Source organism: Actinoplanes sp. NPDC051513, from assembly GCF_044454685.1.
In the GTDB taxonomy this organism is placed as follows: domain Bacteria; phylum Actinomycetota; class Actinomycetes; order Mycobacteriales; family Micromonosporaceae; genus Actinoplanes.
This window is the reverse complement of the sequence record NZ_JBITDW010000009.1, coordinates 228,394-251,320: the sequence shown is the minus strand read 5'-3', so window position 1 is coordinate 251,320 and position 22,927 is coordinate 228,394. Positions and strand designations below refer to the sequence as shown.

19 protein-coding genes and 1 pseudogene are annotated in these 22,927 nt (G+C 71.1%); 5 read left to right on the top strand and 15 right to left on the bottom strand.

Annotated features, from left to right (window positions below; all coding sequences use genetic code 11):
* The first annotated feature begins 32 nt into the window (after window positions 1-32).
* The gene (locus ACIA5D_RS28510; RefSeq protein ID WP_396033337.1) at window positions 33-506 is read left to right on the top strand and encodes a hypothetical protein; all 474 of its coding nucleotides are present in this window, start codon (window positions 33-35) and stop codon (window positions 504-506) included.
* On the opposite strand, the gene ACIA5D_RS28505 is transcribed toward ACIA5D_RS28510, so the two are convergent.
* The 7 genes from ACIA5D_RS28505 to ACIA5D_RS28475 all read right to left on the bottom strand — a co-directional run bounded on the left by ACIA5D_RS28505 (window position 507) and on the right by ACIA5D_RS28475 (window position 10,827).
* The gene (locus ACIA5D_RS28505; protein WP_396033336.1) at window positions 507-3,446 is read right to left on the bottom strand and encodes a BTAD domain-containing putative transcriptional regulator; all 2,940 of its coding nucleotides are present in this window, start codon (window positions 3,444-3,446) and stop codon (window positions 507-509) included.
* Window positions 3,447-3,662: 216 nt separating this feature from the next.
* Window positions 3,663-5,255 carry an MFS transporter gene (locus ACIA5D_RS28500; protein ID WP_396033335.1) on the bottom strand — a complete coding sequence of 531 codons (1,593 nt, stop codon included), beginning with the start codon at window positions 5,253-5,255 and terminating at the stop codon, window positions 3,663-3,665.
* A gap of 64 nt (window positions 5,256-5,319) precedes the next feature.
* Window positions 5,320-7,653, bottom strand: a complete 2,334-nt coding sequence (locus ACIA5D_RS28495; protein WP_396033334.1) for a caspase family protein — start codon at window positions 7,651-7,653, stop codon at window positions 5,320-5,322.
* Window position 7,654: 1 nt separating this feature from the next.
* A complete protein-coding gene (locus tag ACIA5D_RS28490) occupies window positions 7,655-8,038 on the bottom strand; it encodes a hypothetical protein (protein WP_396033333.1) in 384 nt (127 codons plus the stop codon).
* Window positions 8,039-8,385: 347 nt separating this feature from the next.
* On the bottom strand, window positions 8,386-9,327 hold the full coding sequence (locus ACIA5D_RS28485; protein ID WP_396033332.1) for a glycosyltransferase family 2 protein: 942 nt from the start codon (window positions 9,325-9,327) through the stop codon (window positions 8,386-8,388).
* Window positions 9,328-9,437: 110 nt separating this feature from the next.
* Window positions 9,438-10,217, bottom strand: a complete 780-nt coding sequence (locus ACIA5D_RS28480) for an SDR family NAD(P)-dependent oxidoreductase (protein ID WP_396033331.1) — start codon at window positions 10,215-10,217, stop codon at window positions 9,438-9,440.
* Window positions 10,218-10,236: 19 nt separating this feature from the next.
* A complete protein-coding gene (locus ACIA5D_RS28475) occupies window positions 10,237-10,827 on the bottom strand; it encodes a TetR/AcrR family transcriptional regulator (RefSeq protein ID WP_396033330.1) in 591 nt (196 codons plus the stop codon).
* Between the two features lie 95 nt (window positions 10,828-10,922).
* Between ACIA5D_RS28475 and ACIA5D_RS28470 the strand changes: the two genes are divergently transcribed.
* Window positions 10,923-12,221 carry a cytochrome P450 gene (locus tag ACIA5D_RS28470; protein ID WP_396033329.1) on the top strand — a complete coding sequence of 433 codons (1,299 nt, stop codon included), beginning with the start codon at window positions 10,923-10,925 and terminating at the stop codon, window positions 12,219-12,221.
* A 5-nt stretch (window positions 12,222-12,226) separates the two neighbouring features.
* Here the strand turns inward: ACIA5D_RS28470 and ACIA5D_RS28465 are convergent, their stop codons facing one another.
* The 5 genes from ACIA5D_RS28465 to ACIA5D_RS28445 are packed head-to-tail and all read right to left on the bottom strand — an operon-like array spanning window position 12,227 to window position 17,853.
* The gene (locus tag ACIA5D_RS28465; protein ID WP_396033328.1) at window positions 12,227-13,045 is read right to left on the bottom strand and encodes a carbohydrate ABC transporter permease; all 819 of its coding nucleotides are present in this window, start codon (window positions 13,043-13,045) and stop codon (window positions 12,227-12,229) included.
* Entirely contained in the window at window positions 13,035-13,928 is an 894-nt protein-coding gene (locus ACIA5D_RS28460; RefSeq protein ID WP_396033326.1) for a carbohydrate ABC transporter permease, read from the bottom strand. The genes ACIA5D_RS28465 and ACIA5D_RS28460 overlap by 11 nt, the downstream gene beginning before the upstream one ends.
* Window positions 13,925-15,166 (bottom strand): ABC transporter substrate-binding protein, encoded by a 1,242-nt coding sequence (locus tag ACIA5D_RS28455; RefSeq protein ID WP_396033325.1) that lies wholly within the window; start codon window positions 15,164-15,166, stop codon window positions 13,925-13,927. The genes ACIA5D_RS28460 and ACIA5D_RS28455 overlap by 4 nt, the downstream gene beginning before the upstream one ends.
* A 13-nt stretch (window positions 15,167-15,179) precedes the next feature.
* Complete coding sequence (locus ACIA5D_RS28450; protein ID WP_396033324.1) at window positions 15,180-16,778, bottom strand: FAD-dependent oxidoreductase; 1,599 nt, start codon at window positions 16,776-16,778, stop codon at window positions 15,180-15,182.
* On the bottom strand, window positions 16,771-17,853 hold the full coding sequence (locus tag ACIA5D_RS28445) for a LacI family DNA-binding transcriptional regulator (RefSeq protein ID WP_396033323.1): 1,083 nt from the start codon (window positions 17,851-17,853) through the stop codon (window positions 16,771-16,773). The genes ACIA5D_RS28450 and ACIA5D_RS28445 overlap by 8 nt, the downstream gene beginning before the upstream one ends.
* A 159-nt stretch (window positions 17,854-18,012) precedes the next feature.
* Here ACIA5D_RS28445 and ACIA5D_RS28440 point away from each other — a divergent pair, with 159 nt between their 5' ends.
* The gene (locus tag ACIA5D_RS28440) at window positions 18,013-19,857 is read left to right on the top strand and encodes a hypothetical protein (protein WP_396033322.1); all 1,845 of its coding nucleotides are present in this window, start codon (window positions 18,013-18,015) and stop codon (window positions 19,855-19,857) included.
* Complete coding sequence (locus tag ACIA5D_RS28435; RefSeq protein ID WP_396033320.1) at window positions 19,854-20,783, top strand: alpha/beta hydrolase; 930 nt, start codon at window positions 19,854-19,856, stop codon at window positions 20,781-20,783. The genes ACIA5D_RS28440 and ACIA5D_RS28435 overlap by 4 nt, the downstream gene beginning before the upstream one ends.
* A gap of 731 nt (window positions 20,784-21,514) precedes the next feature.
* On the opposite strand, the gene ACIA5D_RS28430 is transcribed toward ACIA5D_RS28435, so the two are convergent.
* The 3 genes from ACIA5D_RS28430 to ACIA5D_RS28420 form a co-directional block, all read right to left on the bottom strand.
* Window positions 21,515-21,871 (bottom strand): hypothetical protein, encoded by a 357-nt coding sequence (locus tag ACIA5D_RS28430; RefSeq protein WP_396033319.1) that lies wholly within the window; start codon window positions 21,869-21,871, stop codon window positions 21,515-21,517.
* A 144-nt stretch (window positions 21,872-22,015) separates the two neighbouring features.
* The gene (locus ACIA5D_RS28425) at window positions 22,016-22,159 is read right to left on the bottom strand and encodes a hypothetical protein (protein WP_396033318.1); all 144 of its coding nucleotides are present in this window, start codon (window positions 22,157-22,159) and stop codon (window positions 22,016-22,018) included.
* Window positions 22,160-22,222: 63 nt separating this feature from the next.
* Window positions 22,223-22,606, bottom strand: a complete 384-nt coding sequence (locus ACIA5D_RS28420) for a hypothetical protein (protein WP_396033317.1) — start codon at window positions 22,604-22,606, stop codon at window positions 22,223-22,225.
* 16 nt (window positions 22,607-22,622) lie between these two features.
* Here ACIA5D_RS28420 and ACIA5D_RS28415 point away from each other — a divergent pair.
* Window positions 22,623-22,883 (top strand): annotated as a pseudogene (locus tag ACIA5D_RS28415) (alpha-L-rhamnosidase N-terminal domain-containing protein); the annotation flags it as partial.
* Window positions 22,884-22,927 lie beyond the last annotated feature (44 nt).

The following is a 22,927-nucleotide window of genomic DNA, read 5'->3' as shown; positions in this document are numbered from 1 at the left end:
CCAGCGTGACGAGCCCCGGTACGGAGGTCGATTTGCGGTTCGGTGTCACAGGTCATCGGATCCTCCCGCCGAGCATCGTCGACTGCGCGGTGCGGCATTGGAGCCGGGTGCTGCCGGCCGGCTCCCGTCCGCACGGGGTGTCGAATCTCGCCGACGGCGCCGACCAGCTGTTCGCCACCCACGTCCTGGCGGCCGGCGGCACCCTCGAGGTGGTGCTGCCGTGCGAGGGCTACGCCGCCTCGCTGATCGCGGACGACAGCCGGACCCGGTTCGAGGACCTCCGGCGCGCGGCGGCAAAAGTGATCACGATGCCCTATCCGGCGCCCAGCGATCAGGCATTCCTCGCCGCCGGTCAGGCGCTGGTGGATCGTTGCGATCATCTCTTCGCCGTGTGGGACGGCCGTCCGGCCCGCGGCCTGGGCGGAACCGCGGACGTCGTCACGTACGCCAGGACCCGCGGCCGCCCGGTCACGGTGCTGTGGGTGGAAGGTGTGGTCCGGGTTTGACTACCAGCGAGGGGCGCCGGGCACCGCGAGGCCGGTGAAGAGGCGCCGGGCGAGATCTTCGTGATTCTCGCCGCCGATGCCGTCGTGGGCGCGCGCCTGCTCGTACCGGTCGCCGATCTCCTCGGCCAGGACCAGCGCCTGCTCGTGCTGGGCACGGGCCTCGTCCGCATCGCCCGCGGCCCACAGCACCTGACCGAGTTCGTTGAGCGCCTCGGCCTCGCTGGCGCGGTCCCCGATCCGCCGGTGCAGCACCAGGACACGGCGCAGGTGACCCGCCGCCTCGGTGAGCCGGCCACCGCGGGCGTACACCACGGCGAGGTCGGTCAGCGCGTACGCCTCCGCCGTGCGGTCGCCGGCCGGCCGGACCACGGCGAGGCTCTGTTCCAGATGGGCGGCGGCTCGCTCGAGGTCGGCCGGCCGGCCGGAGAGCCGGGCGAGCAGGGAGAGCACGTACGCCTCGCTGAACCTGTCGCCGAGCCGCGAGTAGAGCTCGAGGGCCGACCGGAGGCGCGTCGTTGCCTGCGCCTCGTCGCCGAGCCGGGCGTCCACCAGGCCGAGCCGGACCGAGGCGTCGGCCTGCCCGGCGTCGTCACCCAGCCGCCGGTAGTGCGACCAGGCCCGCCGGTAGTGGTCGGCGGCCTGCCGGTAGTCGCCCAGCCGCCAGTGCACGCTGCCGAGATTGCGCAGCGCCACCGCTTCGGCGGCGTGCTCGCCGAGGTCGGCGTAGAGGGTCAGGGCCTGCTGGTAGATGTCGGCCGCCTCGGCGAGGCGGCCCTGCCGCCGGTGCAACCGGCCCAGATCGGACAGCGCCCGGGCCTGCGCCTCCCGGTCGCCGGCGGCCACGGCCGCCGACACGGCGGAGGCGGTGACGGCGACCGCCTCGGCGGCCGGCCCGCCGGCGTCGAGGTAGCGGAACAGCGTTCCCGCGAGGGCGATCGCGAACCGATGCCAGCCGTGCGCGGCGCCGTAAGCGCAGGCGGCGGCCAGGTTGGGCCGTTCCGCCTCGATCCAGCTCCGGGCCGCGTCCGGGTCGCCGGCGGCGACGCTCCCCTCCGGGTACAAGGTGTTCATCGCCGCGACGGAACCGGCCAAATAGTGATCGAAAAGGCGGGTCAGCGCGACCTTCCGGTCGGGCGCGGGGTCGTGCACGGCCGCCAGCTCGGCGGCGTACGCCCGCAGCAGATCGTGCATGCCGTACCGGCCGCCGGGGCCGGCCTGCACCAGGCTGGCCCGGACCAGCACGCCGAGCAGCCGCCGGGCCTCGCCGGCGTCCGTTCCGGCCAGCGCCGCCACCGCCTCGACGTGCGCGCTGTCGCCCGGGTGCAGGCCCAGCAGCCGGAACACCCGGACCGCGTCGGCCGGCAGGTTCTGGTACGACCAGGAGAACACGGCCCGGACCTCGGCGCGGGGATCGCCGGCATCGAGCAGATCCAGTCGCAGGCGGTGGTCGCTCAGCTCGCCGACCAGCTCGGCCAGCGAGACATCGGTACGCGCCGCGGCCAGCTCGGCGGCGATCCGCAGCGCCAGCGGCAACCGGGCGCACGCCGCCGCCAGGTCTTCCGCGACGGCCGGCTCGTGGTCGACCCGGGCGCCGATCAGGCGGCGCAACAGCACCACCGCGTCCGGCAACGGCAACAGATCCAGATTGATCCGTTCGGCGCCGTGGATCGCCACCATGCCGGGCAGCGCGTCACGGCTGGTGATCAGCACCAGGCAGGATCCGGTGCCGGGCAGCAGCGGCCGGACCTGCTCCACCGAGGACGCGTTGTCGAGCAGCACGAGCATCCGGCGGCCGGTCAGCTCGGACCGGTAGCGGCCGGCGCGCTCGTCGACGCCCGGCGGGATCTCCGGTCCGGGTACGCCGAGCGCGGTCAGGAAGCCGGCCAGCGCGTCACCGACCGTCACGGGTTGTTCGGCGTCGTAGCCACGCAGGTTCACGTACAGCTGTCCGTCGGGAAAAGTCTCGCGTACGCGGTGCGCCCACCGGACGGCGAGGGCGGACTTGCCCACGCCGGCCGTGCCGGACAGCAGCACGACGGTCAGCGGGGGCTCGTCGCCGCCGGGCGGGGCCAGCGACCGGTCCAGCGCGGCGAGCTCCCGGGTACGGCCGGTGAAGGCGCGCACGTCCGCCGGCAGCTGCGCCGGCACCGTCGGGCGGGTCGGGAGCGGCGCCTGCGGAGCGCGGCCGTCGCCGGTCGCGACCGTGAGGGCGGGGTCGGCGGCGAGGATGCGCTCGTGCAGCCGGCGCAGTCCGGCGCCGGGATCGCTGCCGAGCTCGTCGGCGAGGCAGCGGCGGATCCGCCGGTACTGCTCGTCGGCGTCGGCCTGGCGGCCGGACCGGTAGAGGGCGAGCATCAGCTGTTCGGCCAGCCGCTCGTCGAGCGGATGCTCGGCCACGGCCGCGGACAGGGACGGCAACAGCTCGCCGTGCCGGCCGAGCCGGAGCAGCACGTCGTTGTGGTCCAGTTCGGCGGCGAACCGCTCGCTCAGCAGCGATTGCCGCATCGAGGCCAGCCACGGGGTGTCCAGCCCGGCGAACGGCTCGCCCCGCCACAGGCCGAGGGCCTGCGTGATCAGTTCCGCGGCGGATCGGTCCGACTCCGCGGCCCGCGCCAGCGTGACGAGCCGGCGGAAGCGGTGCAGATCGACCGTTTGCGGGTCGGCGGTCAGGACATACCCACCGGGCCGGCGCTCGATCGCGATGGCGGCCCCGGCGACGGCCTGCCGCAACCGCGACAGGTAGCTGTAGAGCGCTCCGGCGGCCCGCTGCGGCGCGTCCTCACCCCAGACCCGGTCGATCAGCTGGTCGACCGTGAGCGGGCGCCCGGCCTCGGCGAGCAGCACAGCGAGCACGCTGCTCTGCCGGGCATGCCCGAGGGCGACCGGCCGGCCGGCGATCCGGGCCTCCATCGCGCCCAGCAACCCGAACTCCGCCGTCAACTGACCTCCGCACGTCCTCACCCACCGCCCCAGCAGGGGATTCAAGATATTCACAAGGAGCACGGCAAGTCTCGCATGCTTCGTACAAGGTGCGACGACGACCATTGACCACGTTGCAGGGGAAGGGTCGCCCTCGCCCGGTTGCGCGGAGCGTGTACGGGGGAATCGGGACGTGTAAGTAAGACCTTGAGCGACGGGCGACCTGCCCTGCATCAATCAGCCCAGGACTATGCCGTCCTTGTTCGCCCGCTCGGGGTCGGGCAGGCGCCTCATGCGGATGTAGTTCAGGAGTCCCAGCAGGGCGGCGAGAAGCGGAATGAGCAGCGCGATCTGCAGGGCCACCGGCCGGGCCTCCGTGTTGATGCGGATGATCTCGGCCCGCACCTCCGGGGTCTGATCGGCCAGCAGCTCGTCGAGGTGGGTGTTGGTCATCACCTCCGCGTTCTCCTCCAGCACCTGCGCCACCTGGGTCTGCTGGGCGGGTGAGAGGACGCTGCTCGCCTCGGCCTTGTCGGTGAACGAGAAGGAAAGCGTCGCCAGCATGATGGCGCCGGCGAACGCCAGCCCGAAGGACAGGCCGAACGAGCCACCCGCCGAGTTCACGGCGGCGGCCTCGCTCACCCGTTCCTCCGAGATCGGCGAGAGCGTGTAGTCGTTGAGCTGCGACACCAGCAGGCCCAGCCCCGACCCGGCGATCGCCAGCGGAATCAGCAGGGCCCAGCCGAACTCCGCCCGGGGCACGATCGGGATCAGCACGGCGACCCCGATGCTGACGAGCAGGAATCCGGTGCCGACGATGTCGGCCGGGCGCCGCCGTCCGGCCCTCTTGCCGACCAGAAGGGCCACCACGAACATGCTCAGCGACAGCGGCGCGAGCGACAGGCCCGCCAGCATGGCGCTGTACTCCAGCACCATCTGCAGGTAGATCGGCAACGCGATCATCAAGCCACCCAGGGCGATCTGCTGCAGCAACTGCTGGGAGATTCCCACCCGGAACATCGCCGACTTGAACAGGGCCGGGTCCAGCAGGTGCGGCTTGCCCGCGCGCTTGCGCCGCACCAGCCAGTACGCCAGTCCGGCCAGCGCCGCCACACCGAGCGCCACGAGCAGAAGAACCGCCTCGCCGCCCTCCTGCCACACCAGGATGCCGAGCACGACGCCGCCCATGCCGACGACCGACAGGATCGAGCCGACGATGTCGATGACGCGCGGTCCCGTGTAGGGCACGTTGCGGACGAGCCCGATGCCGGACAGCACGCCCGCGATGATGACGACCTCCAGCCCGAACCCGACCCGCCAGGACAGGTAGGTGGTGATGAAGCCCCCGAGCAGCGGCCCCACCGCGGCCGCGATCGCCGCCGCCGCTCCGACCAGGGCGTAGACCCGGCGCTGCGCCGCTCCCTGGAAATTGCCGTGGATGAGCGACTGCATGGACGGCAGGAGCAGCGACGCGCCGATCCCACCGATCAGGGCCCAGAAGATGATGACCACGGTCAGGCTCTGTGCCATCGTCATCGCCAGCGCGCCGACGGCGTAGCCGAGCAGGCCGAGCACGTACGCGCGCTTGCGTCCGATGAGGTCGCCGACCTTCCCGCCGATCAGGATGAACGCGGCCGACACCAGCGCTTCCAGGGCGATCGCGGACTGCACGCCGCTCGTGGTGGTGTCGAGATCGCGCACCACCGCCGCGATCGAGACGTTCATCAGCGACGTGTCGACGACGAGCACGAACATCGCCGCGGCGAGGAGGAGCGCCAGCCGCCGCTGCCGACCGCCCAGACCAGAGCCCTCACCGGTGCCTTCAGCCATCCCCTCAGCATTGGCGCGGCGAGGCCGGACGTCCTCATCCCAGGAAGGTGACCGGCCGGGCGGCTCAGAGCGCCCAGATCTTGTGGACGTCGTCGCCCAGGGTGATCAGCCATCGGCTGTCATCGCTGAATTCCTGACTGAGGATCTCGCGGTGGCTCAGCGTACGGTCGGCGCCCGTGGCGAGGTTCCAGACGTGCAACCGATCGTGGCCGTAGGCGTGGCCGGCCAACCAGCGACCGTCCGGGCTGAAGTCGTAGAAGACCGAGTTCTTGGTGTCCCCGAAGGGAATCTCGTAACGCAGCCCACCGGTGGAGACATCCCAGACGAAAACCGACGATCGGCTGTAGCAGCCGGCGGTGAGCCATTTCCCATCGGGACTGAACTTCAGTCCCGTGAAGCTCGACACGGCGGTGATGGACCGGATCACCCGCCCGGTCGAGACATTCCAGATCTTTGCTTCCGATTCGTAGAAGCCGGTGGCCAGCAGGTCATTCGCCGGGCTGAAGGAAATGTCGTATGCATGCTCCTTCAACTTCAGCGTGCGAAGGAGACGTCTGGTCTTCAGGTCCCAGAGCCAAATGCCACCCGACTCCGCATAGGCACGCTGAGTGGCAACCAGGCCGCCGTCCTCGGAGAATTCCGGATGCAGAAGCGGGCCTTGGAAGAAGGCGTCACCGGGCCGCCCGCTCGCGACGTCCCACAGCTTCGTCTCGCAATCCTTTCCCCCGGCGTCGATCCATTGCCCGTCCGGGCTGAAGTTCCACCAGTCGACCTGCGGGTCGAGTGACAGGTCGCAACGGACCACGCCGGTCGACAGATCCCACAGGCGTACGGTGTGGTCCGCCTTGCGGAGCGCAGCGACGCAGACGCCGTCCGGGCTCAGCCGCCAGTTGTCGATCGGGCCGTCATGCGCGAGAGAATGGCGAAGGCGGCCGGTCTCGAGGTCCCAGACCGTCAGGGCATCGCGGCCCTCGCCGCCGGCAATGATCGCAGCGACCTCCGGAGCAAAACAGAACCCGTCGGGCGGGTGGGGCAGCTTGAGCGTGTGCCGAAGCCGGCCACGTTCGGCATCCCACAGCACCAGCTTGTTGTCCTCGGCGCAGGAGGCGGCCAGCCACTTGGCGTCCCGGTCCAGCGCTACGTCTTCCAGCGGTTCCGAGTATTCGAGCCGGTGCCTGAGCCGCAGAGCGTTCACGTCCCACAGCTCTGTTGTCGATGCTGAATTCCCGGTCTTTCCGCGGATCAGAGCCAGCAATGACCGTTGCAGGCTCATCGAAGGCAACTCGGCCGGTCCTCGCGTGTCAGTCCGGTCGCCGCCCGGCCATTTCGCCTCGACCGCGGGGTCGCGAGGCACCGCGACGGCCGGCGGCGGTACGGCTCCGGCCGGCGCCCCGGCCGACGCGCCCGCATCGTGTTCGACGGCCGCCAGAGCCGACGCTGCCGCCGCCGACACCATGCGGCTGTCGTCGTCGACGAGGCGCTCGAGCGTGAGCCTCGCGGCCAGCGCCAGGCCCGCATGCCCGCCTCGCTGCAGGCGGGCGAGCTCCTGGACCGCGCCGGCGCGGATGTGGGCGAGCGGATGGTCGATCACCCCTTGCAGCTCGGGCGGCAGCGACGCGGGGGCGGTGACCGGGCGGCTTCGGCGGGCGAGGTAGAGCTCGCCCTGCATCTCCACGTCACGGGTCGGCGTCTGATGTGGGTTCTGCTCGCGGACCCGGTCGAAGACGTACTCGTAAAGCTCGTTGAGCGAGACCCATCCGTCCTGGTCGCGGTCGGCGTCGCCGGTTGCCAGGCCTTCCACCAGGGCGGAGGTGAAGACCGACGGCCGGCGGCCCTGGTCGTCGGCGAGTTGGTCACCCTCGAAGGCGTACTCCATGGCGCTCGACGCGGTGATCACCGCCCGGCCGCGTCCGCTGCCCAGCCGCCCGCCGGGGAAGCTGTCGAGCACGTTGACGTCGCCCGCCGCCCGCACCGTCACGCCCCGGCTGAACGCGCCGCCGTAGCAGCAGTCCAGCAGCAGGACGATGCTACGCGACCGGCTCGACCGCATGCACCGCTGGACGAAGTCGGCGGCGACCGCCGTGGAGCCGAGCCGGTTCGGGCGGGTGTTGCGGGCGGCGAAGAACAGCTCGCCGGACTCGCTCTTCAGCCCATGGCACGAGAAGTGCAGCAGGAGCACGTCGTCGGCCCGGCTCTCGGCGAACAGGTCCTCGATCTCGCCCTGGATGACGTGTGCCGGCTCGTTGCGGACGACCCGCACCTCGAAGGCGCCGATCTGAGCGTCGCCGAGGACCGTGGCCAGCGCTTGGGCATCGGCGCCGGGCGCCAGCAGGCGCTCGAGACCGGCGTGATCGTAAACATCGTTCGCGACGATCAGGGCCTTCCGCCGGCCGCTCATCTCATTGGTCCCGGTCCGCCACCGCACCATGCCTGGTGACGAACAGATCGATCAGCCGCTGCTGGTCGGCCTCGGTCGCCTCGGACAGCTCCAGCACGTCGCCGCCGATCTCGAGCCGGACCGTCCGGCGGGTGTTCTGCCCGCGCCCCAGCCAGTTCCGGACGGCCTGGACAACCGGCCCCAGACGTTCCGCCGATTGGCTGAGCGTGACCAGGAGCCCACCGACCATCGCCACGTCGAACGCTCGAGAGCCCGGCGGAGCCGCACCGCCCGGCAGCGGACTCACGTCTTCCACGTCGAGCTGAAGCAGCTCCTGGCGGAGGAGGCCGGTCAGCTCGTCGAGCCGTTCACCGTCTGCTCCGTCCTCGTACAAGCGAAGCTTCACTTCCTCGCCCACAGCCCCAGCCCCTCCGCGTCGGTGACGGCCCGCCTACAACATGCACGACCGGCCGACCGCGAGCAACCAGATCGGACCTTGCGTGTTGTCCGATGTCGGATACCCGGCCGCACCCGACTGTTTCCTCCAGCGAAACGCCGTTTACCAAAAAGGGAGTACCCACATGATCGGAGCCCGTGCCGAGCAGACCCGGCAGGTGACGGCCTACCCGGGACGGCCGGCGGTCGCCGTCCGGCGCGGCGCCGGGGCGCCGTCCGGGTGATGGCCGGCACTCTCGGCGGCACCCTCGGACCGTGGCTGATCGGCCTCGCCTCCGACGCCACCGGCTCGCTGCGCTAGACGGCGCGCGGGACCTGGGTCTCGGCGGTCAGCAGCGCGTCCACGGTCCCGTACCACTTGCCGCCGGGGACGGCCAGCACCGGGACGACTCGGCCGGCGTTCGCGGCGCGGGTGAGCGCCTCGGTCTTCGCCTCCGCGCGGCGCAGGGCGCCACGGCGGCGGAACTCGCTGAGGATGGTGCGCAACACCCGGGCGCCGTCGCGGAACGTGTTGAGGTTGCTCATGCCGTGGATGCGCAGGTGCTCGATGCTGGACACCTCCCTCACCCGCATGCCGGCGGCGGCGACCCGAATGTTGATCAGGGTTTCGATCTCGAAGCCGTCGCCCCACAGCTTGCGCCCGTCGGCAGGGGCCGGCAGCTCGGTCGAGGGCAGATCCATGACCGGCACCGCGCGCCGCCAGAACGCGTTGTAGCCGTAGCACAGGTCGGTGAACTTGGTCCCGAACAGCTGATTGACGAACAGGTTGAGGCCCATGTTGCCGGCCCGCCGCAGCGGGGTGATGTCGTGGCTGTGCCCGCCCTCGCCGAAGCGGGAGCCCTTGGCGAACTCGGCACCGTTGATCAACGCCTCGACGAAGCGGTGGATCTCGGCGGGGTCCGTCGAGCCGTCCGCGTCGATCATCACGATGGCGTCGCCGGTGCAGGCGGCGAAGCCGCTGGCCAGGGCGTTGCCCTTGCCGGTCCGGGTCTGCCGCACCACGACGACGTCCGGGCGCAGTTGACGCGCGACCGCCACGGTGTTGTCGACCGAACCGCCGTCGACGAGGACGACCTCGTGCAGCCCGGCCGGCAGCGCGCCGAACACGTGCGGCAGGTTCAGCTCCTCGTTCAGCGTGGGGATGACGACGCTGACCAAGGGCAATCGACGCGGGCCACCGGGTTCGCTCCGGCGGCGATCCGGAGTCGAGCGCAGGGCGTTGCGGCGATCCTGGGTCATGGGGGGGTCCTTCTTCCGCCGGTACCGGCGCTTCTTGCGCCCACCCCAACACTAACAAGATCGGATAATTCCGGACATGTCCGAAAGGAGGAGGTATCCGATACGCCCGGTCAGTAGACGGTGTAGCCCCCGTCGATCACCAGGACGGAACCGGTGACGAAAGCCGCCGCCGGTGAGCAGAGGTAGACGACGGTCGGAGCGATCTCCTCGGGCATCGCGTAACGCTGCTGCGGGGCGTCCTCGATCCACATCCGGCGCAGCTCGGGGCGGTCCACCGGCGCCATCTCGGTCTTCACATAGCCGGGCGCGACCGCGTTGACGCGGATGTTGTACGGCGCCCATTCGGCGGCCAGGGACTTGGTCAGCTGGTGCACGGCGGCCTTGGAGGCGTTGTAGGGCGCCTGCGCCTGCGGGCGGTTGACGATCAGCCCGGAGATGGAGCCGATGTTGACGATCGCACCGCCGCCGGTGGCCCGCAGGTGGCGGCCGGCGGCGAGGCTGACCTTCCAGACCGCCCGGACGTTGAGGTCGAAGACCTGCTGCCATTCGTCGTCGGTGGCGTCCCAGGCCGGGTTGTGGAAGCAGATGCCGGCGTTGTTCACCACGATGTCCAGGCCACCCAGGGTTTCGGCGGCCCGATCGACCGCCCGATCGGCTTCGCCGTCCACCGTCAGGTCGGCGCTGATGCCGTACGCGTGAATGCCGTCGCCCGTCAGGCGGCCGATCGCCGCCTCGTTGGCCTCGGCGCTGCGGCCGACGAACGCGACCGTGGCGCCACTGTCGGCCAGGGCCCGGGCGAACGCGTACCCGAGACCGCGATTGCCGCCGGTGACCAGGGCTTTCTTGCCTTCGAGCGAAAACGCGGACAAGCCGCGTGGGTAGTCGGCCATGATGGTGAGCTCCCTCGTGTCAGGTGCGCGGGCCCAGCAGCGCTTGGGTCGCCTCCACGGCGGGAGCGACGATCGTGGCGACGTCGTGGCCGTCCTCCACCGCGGTGGCGATCAACTCGCGGAGGCCGCCGAGCAGGATGATCGCGATCTGCTCGGACGGCGGCCGCACCCCGGCGGCGCGCAGGTGCGGGGTGTCGGTGAGGTCCTGGATCAACCGGACGTAGGAGCGCATCGTCGAGCGCTGGAACTGGCGGGCACGGCCCTGTCCGAGCGCCGGCACGTCGCGGATCCAGCTCAGGGTGATCGGCGGGTCGGCCTGGACGGCGGCGATCCAGCCCTCGATCGCCTGGCGCGCCTGCGCCTCCCAGGCCGCGACCGGGTCGACCGTCGCGACGATCCGGGCGATCGTGCGCTGGTTGCTCTCGTGCAGCAGGGCGACCAGGCACTCCTGGCGGTCGGCGAAATGCGCATAGAACGTACGCCGGGAGGTGCGCGCCTCCCGGACGATGCCGGCCACCGTCGTGTCCGCGTACCCGCGGGCGCGGATGCACGCCGCCAGGCCCTCGAGCAGCCGCCGGCGATGCGAGGTATCCACGTCAGTGGTCGTCACGCTGCACACGCTAATACCTGATGACGGCCTTGTGCGCGGCTGGTACGCGAACGTACCGTGTGGTGGTACGCAAACGTACCAGCGGAGGGGTGGCGATGACAGCGACAACCACGGCCCACGCGGTCCTGCCGGACGGCCCGAACACGCCTCGCCTGGTGCAGGCGCTGGGCTTCGCGATCTCCCGGCGCGACACGATGCGACGGCTGCGCCGCCGGTACGGGTCCGCCTTCACCGTCGAGTCGCTCAACCTGGGCCGGATGGTGATGCTGGCGGATCCCGCCGAGGTGCGCGAGCTGTTCCAGACCAGCCCCGAGCTGGCCGACACCCCCGACGCGAACCTCGGCTCGGTGCTCGGGCCGGGATCGTTCTTCGCCATCACCGGCGACGAGCACCGCCGGCAGCGCAAACTGCTCACCCCGCCGTTCCACGGGCGCCGCCTGCGGGCGTACGAGTCGATCGTCGAAAGCGAGACAGCGCGCGAGACGAAGTCGTGGCCGGAGGGCCGGGCATTTCCGGTCATGCCCTCGACGATGCGCATCACGCTCAACGTCATCCTGCGGGCCGTCTTCGGCGCCGAGGGGACCGAGCTCGACGAGCTGCGCGAGCTGCTGCCGAGGGCGGTCAAGCTCGGCTCGGTGCTGGCGGTGCTGCCCGTCCTGCGCCGCGACCTCGGCGGGTACGGGCCCGGCGCGCGCTTCGACCGCTACCGGCGACGGTACGACGAGGTCGTCGACCGGCTCATCGACCGGGCGGAAGGCGATCCACGCCTCGCCGACCGGGACGACATTCTCGCCATGCTCGTGCAGTCCCGGTACGACGACGGCTCCCCGATGTCCCGCGATCAGATCGCCGACCAGCTCCTGACCCTGCTCACGGCCGGGCACGAGACCACGGCCACGACGCTGGCGTGGGCGGTCGAGCGGTTGCGCCGCCATCCTCGGGTGCTGGACCAGCTTGTCGCCGGTGACGACGACCTCCTCGACGCGACCCTCATGGAGGTGCAGCGGGTCCGGCCCGTCATCGAGATAACCGCCCGGCAGGTACGCGCCGATGTGCTCCACATCGGACGGTGGACCCTCCCCCGCCGCACCGTCGTCACCGCCTGCATCGCGCTGCTGCACGACGACGAGACGCTGTTCCCCGATCCCGGGCGCTTCGACCCCGATCGGTTCGCCGGGCCGCGCGCGGACACGTACGGCTGGATCCCGTTCGGCGGTGGCGTGCGCCGCTGCATCGGCGCCGCGTTCGCCTCGCTCGAGATGCGGGTCGTCCTTCGCACCGTGCTGCGCGACTTCGTCCTCGAGCCCACCACCGACCGGCCGGAGCGCTCGCACAGCCGCGGCATCGCGGTGGCGCCGGCTCGCGGCGGCCTGGCCGTGGTCCGCCGGCGCTGACCAGCTCACCCCTTGAGGCCGGTGTGGGCGAGGCCCTCGATGAACTGGCGCTGGGCGATGACGAAGACGATCAGCACCGGGATCGCGGTCATCGACGCCGCCGAGAGCTGCACGTTCCACAGCTGGCCCTGGTACGGGTCGGTGAACTGGGTCAGCGCCTGCGGCAGCGTGAACATCGACTTGCTGGACAGGTAGACGATCGGCTCGAGGTAGAGATTCCAGCTGGTCAGGAACGTGAAGATGGCGACCGCGCCGAGGGCGGGACGGGCGAGCGGCAGCGCGATCCGGCGGAAGATGGCGGGACGGCCCAGGCCATCCATGCGGGCCGCCTCCTCCAGCTCGACCGGCAGCGTGACGAAGAACTGCCGCATGATGAAGGTGGCCAGCACGCTGGGGGCGCCGAAGATCGGGACGAGGATCAGCGGCCAGTGGGTGTTGATCAGGCCGAGCGAGTTGAACATGCGGAACAGCGGGACGATCGTCACCTCGCTGGGGATGAGCAGGCCGGTCAGCACCACCAGGAACAGCACGTTCTGGCCCCGGAAGCGGATGCGGGCGAACGCGTACCCGGCCATCGACGCCACCACCAGCGTGCCGAGGGTGACCACGATGGCGATGTACGCGCTGTTGACGTACTGCCGCGCGAACGGCTGCATGGTGAACACGTCGTGCCAGGCCGAGAACGAGATGTGCCGCGGCCACAGGTTGCGGCCGAAGATGTCGGCGTTCGGCTTGAGCGAGCTGGTCACCATCCACCAGGTCGGGAAGACGAACGGCACGCAGAGGACGAGCAGAAGCCCGTACGCGAAGGTCTTAGCTCTCATGGAAGACCCACCTCTTGCGCAGCTGCCACTGGACGACGGTCAGGACGAGCACGATCAGGAACAGCAGGACGGACAGGGTGGCGCCGTAGCCGAAGGCGTGGAACTGGAACGCCTGCTGGTAGAGGTAGTAGACGAGCACCGTGGTGGACGTGCCCGGCCCGCCCTCGGTGAGCACCGCGATCTGCGCGAAGACCTGCAGCGACCCGACCACCGTGATGACCGAGGTGAGCAGGATGGTCGGGCTGATCAGCGGGAGCGTGATGCGGCGGAAGACGGTCCACGCCCCCGCGCCGTCGGTGCGGGCCGCCTCGTACAGCTCCTGCGGCACGCCCTGCAGCGCCGCCAGGAACAGCACCATGTTGAGCCCGACGTTCTTGAGGACCTGCACCACGATCACCGCCGCCATCGCGGTGCCGCCGGAGCGCAGCCAGTTCGGGCCGTCGATGCCGGCGAGGTCGAGGAACGAGTTGATGCCGCCGTTGTCCTGCAACATGAACCGCCACACGATGGTCCAGGCGACCAGCGACACCACCACCGGCGAGAAGAACAGCACCCGGAAGAAGGTGGTGCCGCGCAGCTTCTGGTTGAGCAGCACGGCCAGCAGCAGCGCCAGCGACAGGTTCAGGACCACCAGACCGGCCGAGAAGAACAGCGTCGCCCGCAACACCTTGGGGACGTTGGGGTCGTCGAGAAGCTGCCGGTAGTTGTCGGCGCCGCTGAAGGTGAACGTGTTCGCGAGCACGTTCCACTCGTGCAGGCTGTACCAGAAGACCAGCACGAGCGGAACGAGCACGAAGGCGGCGGCGCCGGCCAGCTGCGGGGCGATGAAGAGGTACGCGGTCAGCTTGTCCCGGCGCCGCAGCGTCCAAAAGCGAGCGGTCATTTCACCAGCAGCGGCTGGATCGCGCCGCACACGCCCTTGAGCACGGTGGGCACGTCCGCGTCCGCCTTCCACATCGGATCGAGCGCCGAGCGCACCGCCTGACCGATCTGAGCGCTGTTCGCGTGGCTGGGCTTGACCACCCCGGCGGAGATGCCGTCGATCACCACGGTCTGCAGCTGGTCGGCGCTGAGCAGCGGGTTGGACTTGGCCAGGGTGTCGGCGGTGAGCTGCGGGGTGCGCGGCGGCGGGAAGAACTGGGCGAGCTTGGCCGAGTTGGCGTCGTTGGTGAAGAACTTCAGGAACTCCTTGGCCGCGTCGGCGTGCTTGCCCTGCTTGAGCACGCCCACGCCGCCCTGGCCGATGACCGAGTACTTGCCCTTGGGCCCGGCCGGCAGCGGCACCAGGTCCCACTTGAACTTGGCGTCCTTGAGCAGCGAGGCCCGGGAGATCTGGGTGATGGTCATCGCGGACTCGCCGGCGAAGAAGTCGGCCGCGACACCGGGGCCGGGAATGGCCTTCTTCGTGAAGATCGCCTGGTGGATGAAGGTCATCGCGTCGACCATCGGCTGCTGGTCGAAGCCGCACGTCTTGCCGTCGTCCGACCAGGCCTGGGCGCCCCAGCCGTCGAAGATGGGCGCGAGGTTGGTCCAGTCCTTGTAGTCGAAGTCGCGCGGGACCAGGCCCTGCTTACCGGTCTTGGCCGCGGTCGCGGTGGCCACGGCGATGGCGTTGTCCCACGTCCATTCCGCGCCGGCGGGCAGCTTCTGGCCCGCCTTCGCGAGCAGGTCGGTGTTGACGAAAACCCCGAAAGGCGAGGTCGAGAACGGGTACGCGATGAGCTTGCCGTCCTGCCTCCACAACGCGGTCGCGGCCGGGGCGAGCTCGGACGGGTTCTCGATCGAGTCGTCCAGCGGGACGAGCGCCCCGGAGGAGACGAAGTCGGGCGCCGCGCCTTCGAGGATCCAGGCCAGGTCGGGCGCGTTGCCGCCGGCGATCTGCGTGGTCACCGTCGTCGTGTAGGTGTCGACCGGCAGCGCGTCGAACTGCACGGTCACGTCGGGGTGGGTCTGCTTGTACTCGGCTGCGATGTCGTTGAACAGCTTCACGTGCGCCTCGTTCGCCGACCACGTGGTCATCCGCAGGGTGACCGGGCCATCAGCGCTCTCGTCGCCACCGCCGCCGCAGGCGGCCACGGTACCGAGCAGGGCTATGGCGGCGAAGGCCGCTCTCAAACGCATGGGAGAAGTCCTTTCAGTAGCCGCTGACGTCGGGCCAGCGCAGCTCGACGCCGTCGGAGACAAGGCGTTCCTGGAAGTCGGCCAGCAGGGCCGGGGTGTTGCGGACCGCGCGGGGGTCGCAGCCGCGGTCCAGGCAGAAGGCGGCGAGCGCGCCCGCCACCTCGCCGGTGTTCCACTCGACCGGGTGCAGCCGGTGGGATCCGTTGGTGATGTGGGTGGTGCCGATGTTCTTGCCGGCCGGCAGGAGGTTCTCGACGCGCTGCGGCAGCAGCGCGCCGAGCGGGATCTCAAAAGGGCAGGAGCCCACGTCGATGTAGTTGTCACCGCCGGTCGACGGGTGCAGGTCGATGCGGTACATGCCGACGCCGATCGAGTCGGCGTGCGAGACGGCGCCCTTGTCGCCCCGCACCTCGAGGGAGAGGTCCTGTTCGGCGATGGTGTACTCGGCGCGGATGCGGCGGCCCTCGCGGATGTACGGGGCCATGGCCAGGCCGTCGCCGCCGCCGGTGACATCGCCACGCAGCCGCAGTCCGGGGAAGCCGGTGCCGCCGTCGGGGCGCGGCGCCTCGGTCTGGAGCCAGTACAGGACCGAGCGGGACAGCTCCCGGGCCTTCTCGATATGCGTCGCGGCGTCGCTCACGTCGACGATCGGCGCCTCGAAGTAGTCGATCATCGGCCAGTTGACCAGGCAGATGTCGCTGGCGTAGAAGCCGTCGGCGAAGTTGCGGCGGGCTGCGATACGGCGGAACGTCCACAGGTTCCCGTCGCCCGGGTTGCGTCGCTGGTCGGCCTGCACCAGCCACGGGTCGTCGTCCGGGTTCGGGGTGAAGCTGCGGGTGGACAGCTCGAGCGTGCGCGGGTTCGGCGTCTGCCAGGAGAGCATCTTGGCGCCCCAGAACGGGGGCTGGTAGTCGCGCCAGAAGTCGTACGAGGCCGGGCGGTCGATCGTGTGGTTCCCGTCCACGTGGTCGACCGCGAAGCAGACCGAGAACGCCTGCATGTTCATCGGGTCGGCGATGTCGGGCGCGCTCGGCTCGCCGGTCTCCGCGCGACTCTCGAACCCGGTGACGTACTCCGTGCCGGTCAGCGGGAGCAGCTCGCCGGTCTCGGTCGCGTCCAGGATGTACGGCCCGGTCAGCACGACGTCGCCACTTCGGGAGCGGACGGTCACCGAGGTCACGCGGTCGTCGTCGGTCGAGGCGGCGACCGGTGTCGCCGGCTGCAGCACGGTCAGCAGGCCCGAAGCCTGGTATGGCGCCAGCATCGACTGAAGCACGGCGACCGCGACCCGCGGCTCGTGGCACAGCCGGCTGACATGCCCGGCGCCGGGGTTCAGCCACCGTTCCCGGCGTGCCCGGTCGGTCAGCGGAAAGTGTGACCGGTAGTAGGCCCGGATCCCGTCCCGCAGCGCCCGATAGCTCGCCGTCACCCCGAACTGCTCGACCCAGCTGTGCTCGTCCGGCGGCACCGCCTGGCTGGTCAGCTGGCCGCCCAGCCACGCGTACTCCTCGGTCAGCAGCACCGACCGCCCGGCCCGCAGCGCCGCCAGCGCGGCCGCCACCCCGCCCAGGCCGCCCCCGATGACGACGACGTCCGCATGCAGCTCACGCACGGGCCACCGCCAGCGTCGTCCCGGCCACCGGCTCGCACGGCAGGATCCGTTGCGTCGCCACCGGGCCGGCGCCCACCGGCAGGCCGGCGCCACCCGGAAGACCGGCGCCACCCGGAACGCCGGCGCCACCCGATGGACCGCCGGCTTCCAGCAGGGCGGAGAGCACCTCGACGGCCTGCCAGCCCATCTCCTTGCGCGGGATACGGAAGCCGGTGAAGTCGATGTCGGTCGCGGCCGGCCGGGTCGGATCGCCCAGCGCCACGATCGACAGGTCCTCCGGCACCCGCAGTCCCCACTCGGCCGCCTGCTGAGCCAGCGCGACCCCGTCGGCGAACTCCTCCACGAAGACACAGGTCCTCGCCTCGGCGACGATCGCGTCCAGGTTGGGCAGCGGCAGATGACGGATTTCCGCCCCGGTCTCGGCGGCCGCGCCGGTGAAGCCGCGCATGCGGTCGGCGTGCGACTCCGGGCCGGTCGTCCCCTCCCCCACGTAGACCAGCCGCCGGTGGCCGCGCTCGACCGCCGCGCGCACCTGGGCGGCGGTCGCGCCCGGGTAGTCGGCGCCGACGTAGGGCACCGGGCCGCCGGCGTCGTCGCGCCGGCCGACGCTGACGAACGCCGGGCCCTCGGCGACCAGGCGGGCCAGCTCGGCCGAGTCGAGCCACTGTCCGAGCAGGATGCAGCCGTCGGCCAGCCGCAGCCGGTTGTCCTGGTGGAAGATGCGGCGGCGGCCGTCGACCACCGGGGCGCTGGTGAACAGCAGCAGGTCGCAGCCGATTCGCTCGGCGCACTCCTCGATTCCGACCAGGAACGGGTGGTAGAAGTCGCCCGTCCCGGCCGGAAACACCGACTCGTACGTGAAGACGCCGAGGATGCGGTTGTGCCGGGCGGCGAGCCGGCGGGCGATCGGGTCGGCCACATAGCCCGTACGGCGGATGGCCTCGAGCACCCGGTCGCGGGTCTCGGGCGCTATCCGCACGTCGCCGTCGTCCCGCCCGTTGAGCACCAGCGACACCGTGGCCTGGCTGACTCCGGTCATCCGGGCGATGTCCTGCTGGGTCACGCGTCGCGCCACCGGACCCCCTCGTTGTGCTGCGCTGATACGCATTAGCTGCGTGTGGCTCACATGGTGTGGCGGCGTGGAAGGTGAAGTCAAGGACTAATAGGTATTAGCAGCGAACTAATTCGTATTATCATCTTGACCCCCTCGGTAACGCTGCCGAAACTTCGACGCATGGTTGCTCGTCGAACTCTCTTCGCCGCCGCGGCCGGCGCCGCCGCCTCTCCCCTGCTGATCGCCGACCCCGCCCGCGCCGCCCTGCCACCCCTGACGGACCTCGATCCGGTGGCCCCCGACCGGCACGCCTTCGCCCCGGCCGAGCAGCGCTTCGCGCCCTATCTGGCCACGCTCGCCCCGCTGGTCGACGACATCAACGACACCGACGATCCGGCGCTCTACGGGCACTTCGGCGGCGGCTGGTGGCGCACGCCGAGCGGGCCGACCAACGCACGGGTGCAGGAGCACGTCTTCACGCTGAGCTGGTTCTACGCGTCGTCCCGCCGCTGGAACCCGTACTTTCACGACAAGGCGCTGCTGGCCGCGCTCGACGCCGCCATCGGGCACTACCTCTACCTGCAGCATCCGGACGGCTCGTTCCCCGAGTACAACGTGGACGAGCACGGCCTGGCGCCGACCGGTTTCGGCATCGGCTACCTGGCCAAGACCCTGCGAAACCTGCGCCAGGCGGGCGTGTTGCCGCAGCGGCAAACCCAGATCACCACCGCTCTGCGTACGGCGATGGGCTGGCTCCTGAATCCCGGCAACGCGATCTGGACGCCCCCGGTGCACTACGCCAACCAGGTCACGGCCGGGCTGGCGGGATCGGCGCTCGCGCTGACCCAGTTCAGCGATCCGGCGCTGCGGGCGCGGCTGGCCGAGCGGACGCTCTACCTGTCCCGGCACGGCCAGAGCCCGGCCGGCTTCTTCTACGAGCCGACCGGCATGGACGTCAACTACAACTTCGAGGTCATGCTGCCGGAGCTGGCCGAGTACTTCCGGCTCACCGCGAGCCCGGTCGCCGCCGCGATGGCCCGGCGGTTCGCCGACTGGTTCGGCCACGTGATGCTGCGCGAGCCGGACGGCAGCGGCTGGCTCACCTACTACGCGGTCTCCGCGCGCACGGCCGCCTCGGACTACGACGACGTCATCGGCGACACCGACCGGCAGACCCTCGGCACATCGTTCATCCCGGTCGTCCCGGCGCTCGCCGCCTTCTACACCTCGCGGGAGGGCAAAGCGGCGGCCCGCGCGCAGTGGGCAGCGCTTCCCGGCCCAGTGCCGGTGCTGGCCAAGCAGGACACCTCGCCGCGCATCATCACCCACGCGACGTACCCCGAGATGCTGCCGCCCGCGCTGGTCAAGCGGGCCGCCATCGCGCGGCTGCCCTACCTGCGGTCGCGGCGCTTCTGGGAGCTGCGCCGCGACAGCGTGACCAACCAGGACTACCTGTTCGTCCGCAAGCCCGGCTACTACTTCGGCGCGTTCTTCGGCGATCGCGCCTCGACCACGGTCAAGGGCGGAACCGGGTTCTTCTGGCATCCGGTCGCCGGCACGGTCATCCACGCCCAGCAGACCACGACCGGGTGCTGGGGCACGGTGCCCACCGGCGGGAACCCCGATTCCGCGGGGAACCTCGTGGCCGCGTACGGGAAGGACCGGGTCGACTACCGCACGCCCGACGCGAGAGTGACCACCGCGCTCACCCTGACCGACCGTTCGGTAAGGCGGACCGTGCGCGCGACGACCGCCGCGACCGAGCAGATCCCGCTCGTGCTGCGGCCCTCCGACACGGTCGCCTTCACCGACGGCACGCCGGTCGCCTACAACTCCACGGTTACGGCAACGGCCGACGGCTTGGTGCTGCGCCGGGCCGGGGCGACCATCGCCATCAGCTGGGGCGTCGCCCGCCGGGCCACCATCTCCACCTCCACGCGCACGTATCTGGCCGACGCGACGCGGCGCGTCCATGTGTTGCGCATCCCGCACGACGGCGACATCGACGTCACCATTACGGCATGACGCTGACACCACCGCCCTTCGATGCCGAGCTCGGCGCCGCGCTGCCTGCCATCCGGGCGGCGCGGCCCGCCCACCCGGACCTCGCCGCCATGCGGCGGCCGGTGCCCGGGCGCGAGCCGCCTTCCCTCGACGCCCTCGCCCGCGACGGCGCATTCCGGCTGCGCGAGGAGGGCGATCTGCTGTTCTGTGTCCCGGCCGGGCTGACCCGGCCGGGACCGGCGCTCTACTTCATCCACGGCGGCGGCATGGTGGCCGGCAACCCGCGCACCGACCTGCCGCCGATTCTCGACTGGGCGGACGAGCTCGGCATGGTCGCGGTGTCGGTCGACTACCGCCTGGCTCCGGAACACCCGCATCCGATCCCGGTCGAGGACTGCTACCGGGGGCTTCTCGCTGCCTCGGCCGCTCCGGAGATCGATGCCACCCGCATCGTCGTGGGCGGGGTCAGCGCCGGCGGTGGTCTGGCCGCGGCGGTCGCCCTGCTGGCGCGGGATCGTGGCGGCCCGTCATTGGCGGGACAGATGCTGATCTGCCCGATGCTGGACGACCGAAACGACTCGCTGTCGGCCCGGCAGATGGCCGGCCTCGGCGTCTGGGACCGGGAGTTCAACGAGTTCGGCTGGGACGCCCTGCTCGGCAACGCGCGCGGCGGGCCGGATGTCTCGCCCTACGCGGCGCCGGCCCGGGCAGAGGACCTGAGTGGGCTCGCACCGGCCTATGCGGACGTCGGCTCGGCCGAGACGTTCCGCGACGAGGACGTCGCCTACGCCGGCCGGATCTGGGCCGCCGGCGGGCAGGCCGAGCTGCACGTGTGGCCGGGCGGCTTCCACGGCTTCGACGGGATGGTTCCCGAGGCCGCCCTGTCGCTCGAGGCGCGGCAGGCCCGGCTGGCGTGGCTGCGCCGGACGCTGGGCCCGGTCTCGTGACCCGGCCACGCGCCGCGCGGCGGGGCACACACGCGGCCCGGGCACACACGTGCGGCTGGGCGGGCTCGTTGACGTGCGCGAGGTCGGGCAGGCCCTCGGCCAGCACCAGGAGCAGCAGTGGGACGGTGACGATCCGGGCGGCCTTCGCCGACCATTGCGGCAGGGTGACGTCGCGGGCGAGCCGCACGAGGCCGGTGACGAACCCGGCCGCGAGGATCGCCAGGCAGATGGTCGGCCAGAGGATCAGCCGGCCCGGCGTGCGGGTCTTTCGGCCGAGAAGGTGTCTAAGCCTTCAAGAGCATCCGGCCCGAAAGGGCAATCCTGCCCGCTTCGCGTTGAAACGATCACACGCCCGGACCTAGCCTGTAATCACGTTTCACATTGAAACGTGTCAATACCTCGCTCCCTACGAGGAGAAACAGGATGGCCGTAAAACGCCTGGTCGCCGCGTTCGCGACGATCATCACCGCCCTCACCGTCCTCGGCACCCCCGCGATCGCCGCCGCGCCCACCGGCCTCGACGCCGCGCACTGGATCTGGTACCCGGAGGGCGATCCGGTCCAGTCCGCTCCGGCCGCCACCCGCTACCTGCGCCGCGTCTTCACCGCGCCGGCCGGCCCGTACACCGACGCCCAGCTGGTCGTCACCGGCGACGACACGGTGGACGTGTGGCTCAACGACACCTACCTGGCCGGCTCGGCCCGGGTCACCGACGCGTGGCGCCAGGCCCGCTACGTCGACCTGGCCGCGGCGCTGCGGCCCGGCGGCAACACCCTGCGCGTCGCCGTGCGCAACACCAGCGCCGGGCCGGCCGGGCTTCTCGGCCATCTCCGGGTCGCCTCCGCGGCGGGCACGGCCGACCTGGTCACCGACGGCGCGTGGCAGGCGGCGACCGGCATCCCCGAGACCTGGGTGGCGGCCCGCGACCTGGGCGCGTACGGCGCCGGGCCGTGGGCGCGCAACGTCGCCGCGCCCGATGTCACCGCCGCCTCGCCGGTCACCGTGACCGGGCTGACCACCGAGCGCCGCACCAACCCAGTCGGCGTCGACGCCGCCAGACCGCGGTTCGGCTGGCGCCTCGCGGTCACCGCCAACGCCCCGATGCAGGGCCGCTATCAGATCACCGTCGGCACCTCGCCCGGAGCGGCCGACGTGTGGGACAGCGGACAGGTCGCCTCGGCTCAGAGCGTGGACGTCTCCTACGGCGGACCGGCGCTGATCAGCAACCGGACCTACCACTGGCGGGTACGGATCGGGGACGCGCAGGGACGGCTCAGCCCGTGGAGCGCGCCGGCCACCTTCGACACCGGGCTGTTCGACCCGGCCACCGAGTGGCAGGCGAGCTTCGTCGGCGCGCCGGCAAACGCGAACCTCACGGGCGCCTCGTGGATCTGGTATCCCGAGGGCGACCCGGCCACCTCCGCACCGGCCGCCACCCGCTACTTCCGGCGCACGTTCGACCTGGCCGCGGCCGGGACGGCGGCGCTGGTGGTGACCGGCGACGACACCGCCGACGTGTGGCTCAACGGCGCGAAGGTCAGCGCTTCCCGGCGGGTCACCGACTCGTGGAAACGCGCCACCACCGTCACCGTTCCCACCCGCGCCGGCGGCAACACGCTGGCGATCGCGGCCACCAACACCACCGCGAGCCCGGCCGGCGTGATCGCCAAACTCGGCGCGGTCGTCACCGACGGCTCGTGGAAGGCTTCGACCAGCGGACCGTCCGGCTGGGAGCAGCCCGGCTTCAACGATGCGGCGTGGCCGGCCGCCGTCGCGACCGCCACGCTCGGCGGGGGCCCGTGGGGCAACCAGGTCTCGGTCACGAACCCCACGCCGTACGTGAGCAAGGGTTTTGATGTCGGAAAGCCGGTCGCCCGGGCCAGGCTGTTCGCCACCGCGCTGGGCCTGCACGAGACCTATCTGAACGGCGCGAAGGTGAGCGAGGAACGGCTGGCGCCCGGCTGGACCGATTACAACAAACGCCTGCAGTACCGCGAGTACGACGTGACCGCGCGGCTTCGCACCGGCGGCAACACTCTCGGCGCGCTGCTCGGCAACGGCTGGTACTCCGGCAACATCGGCTTTGCCGGGAGTCAGCGCTACGGCGCCTCACCCTGGTATTCGGCCAAGCTCGCCATCGAGTA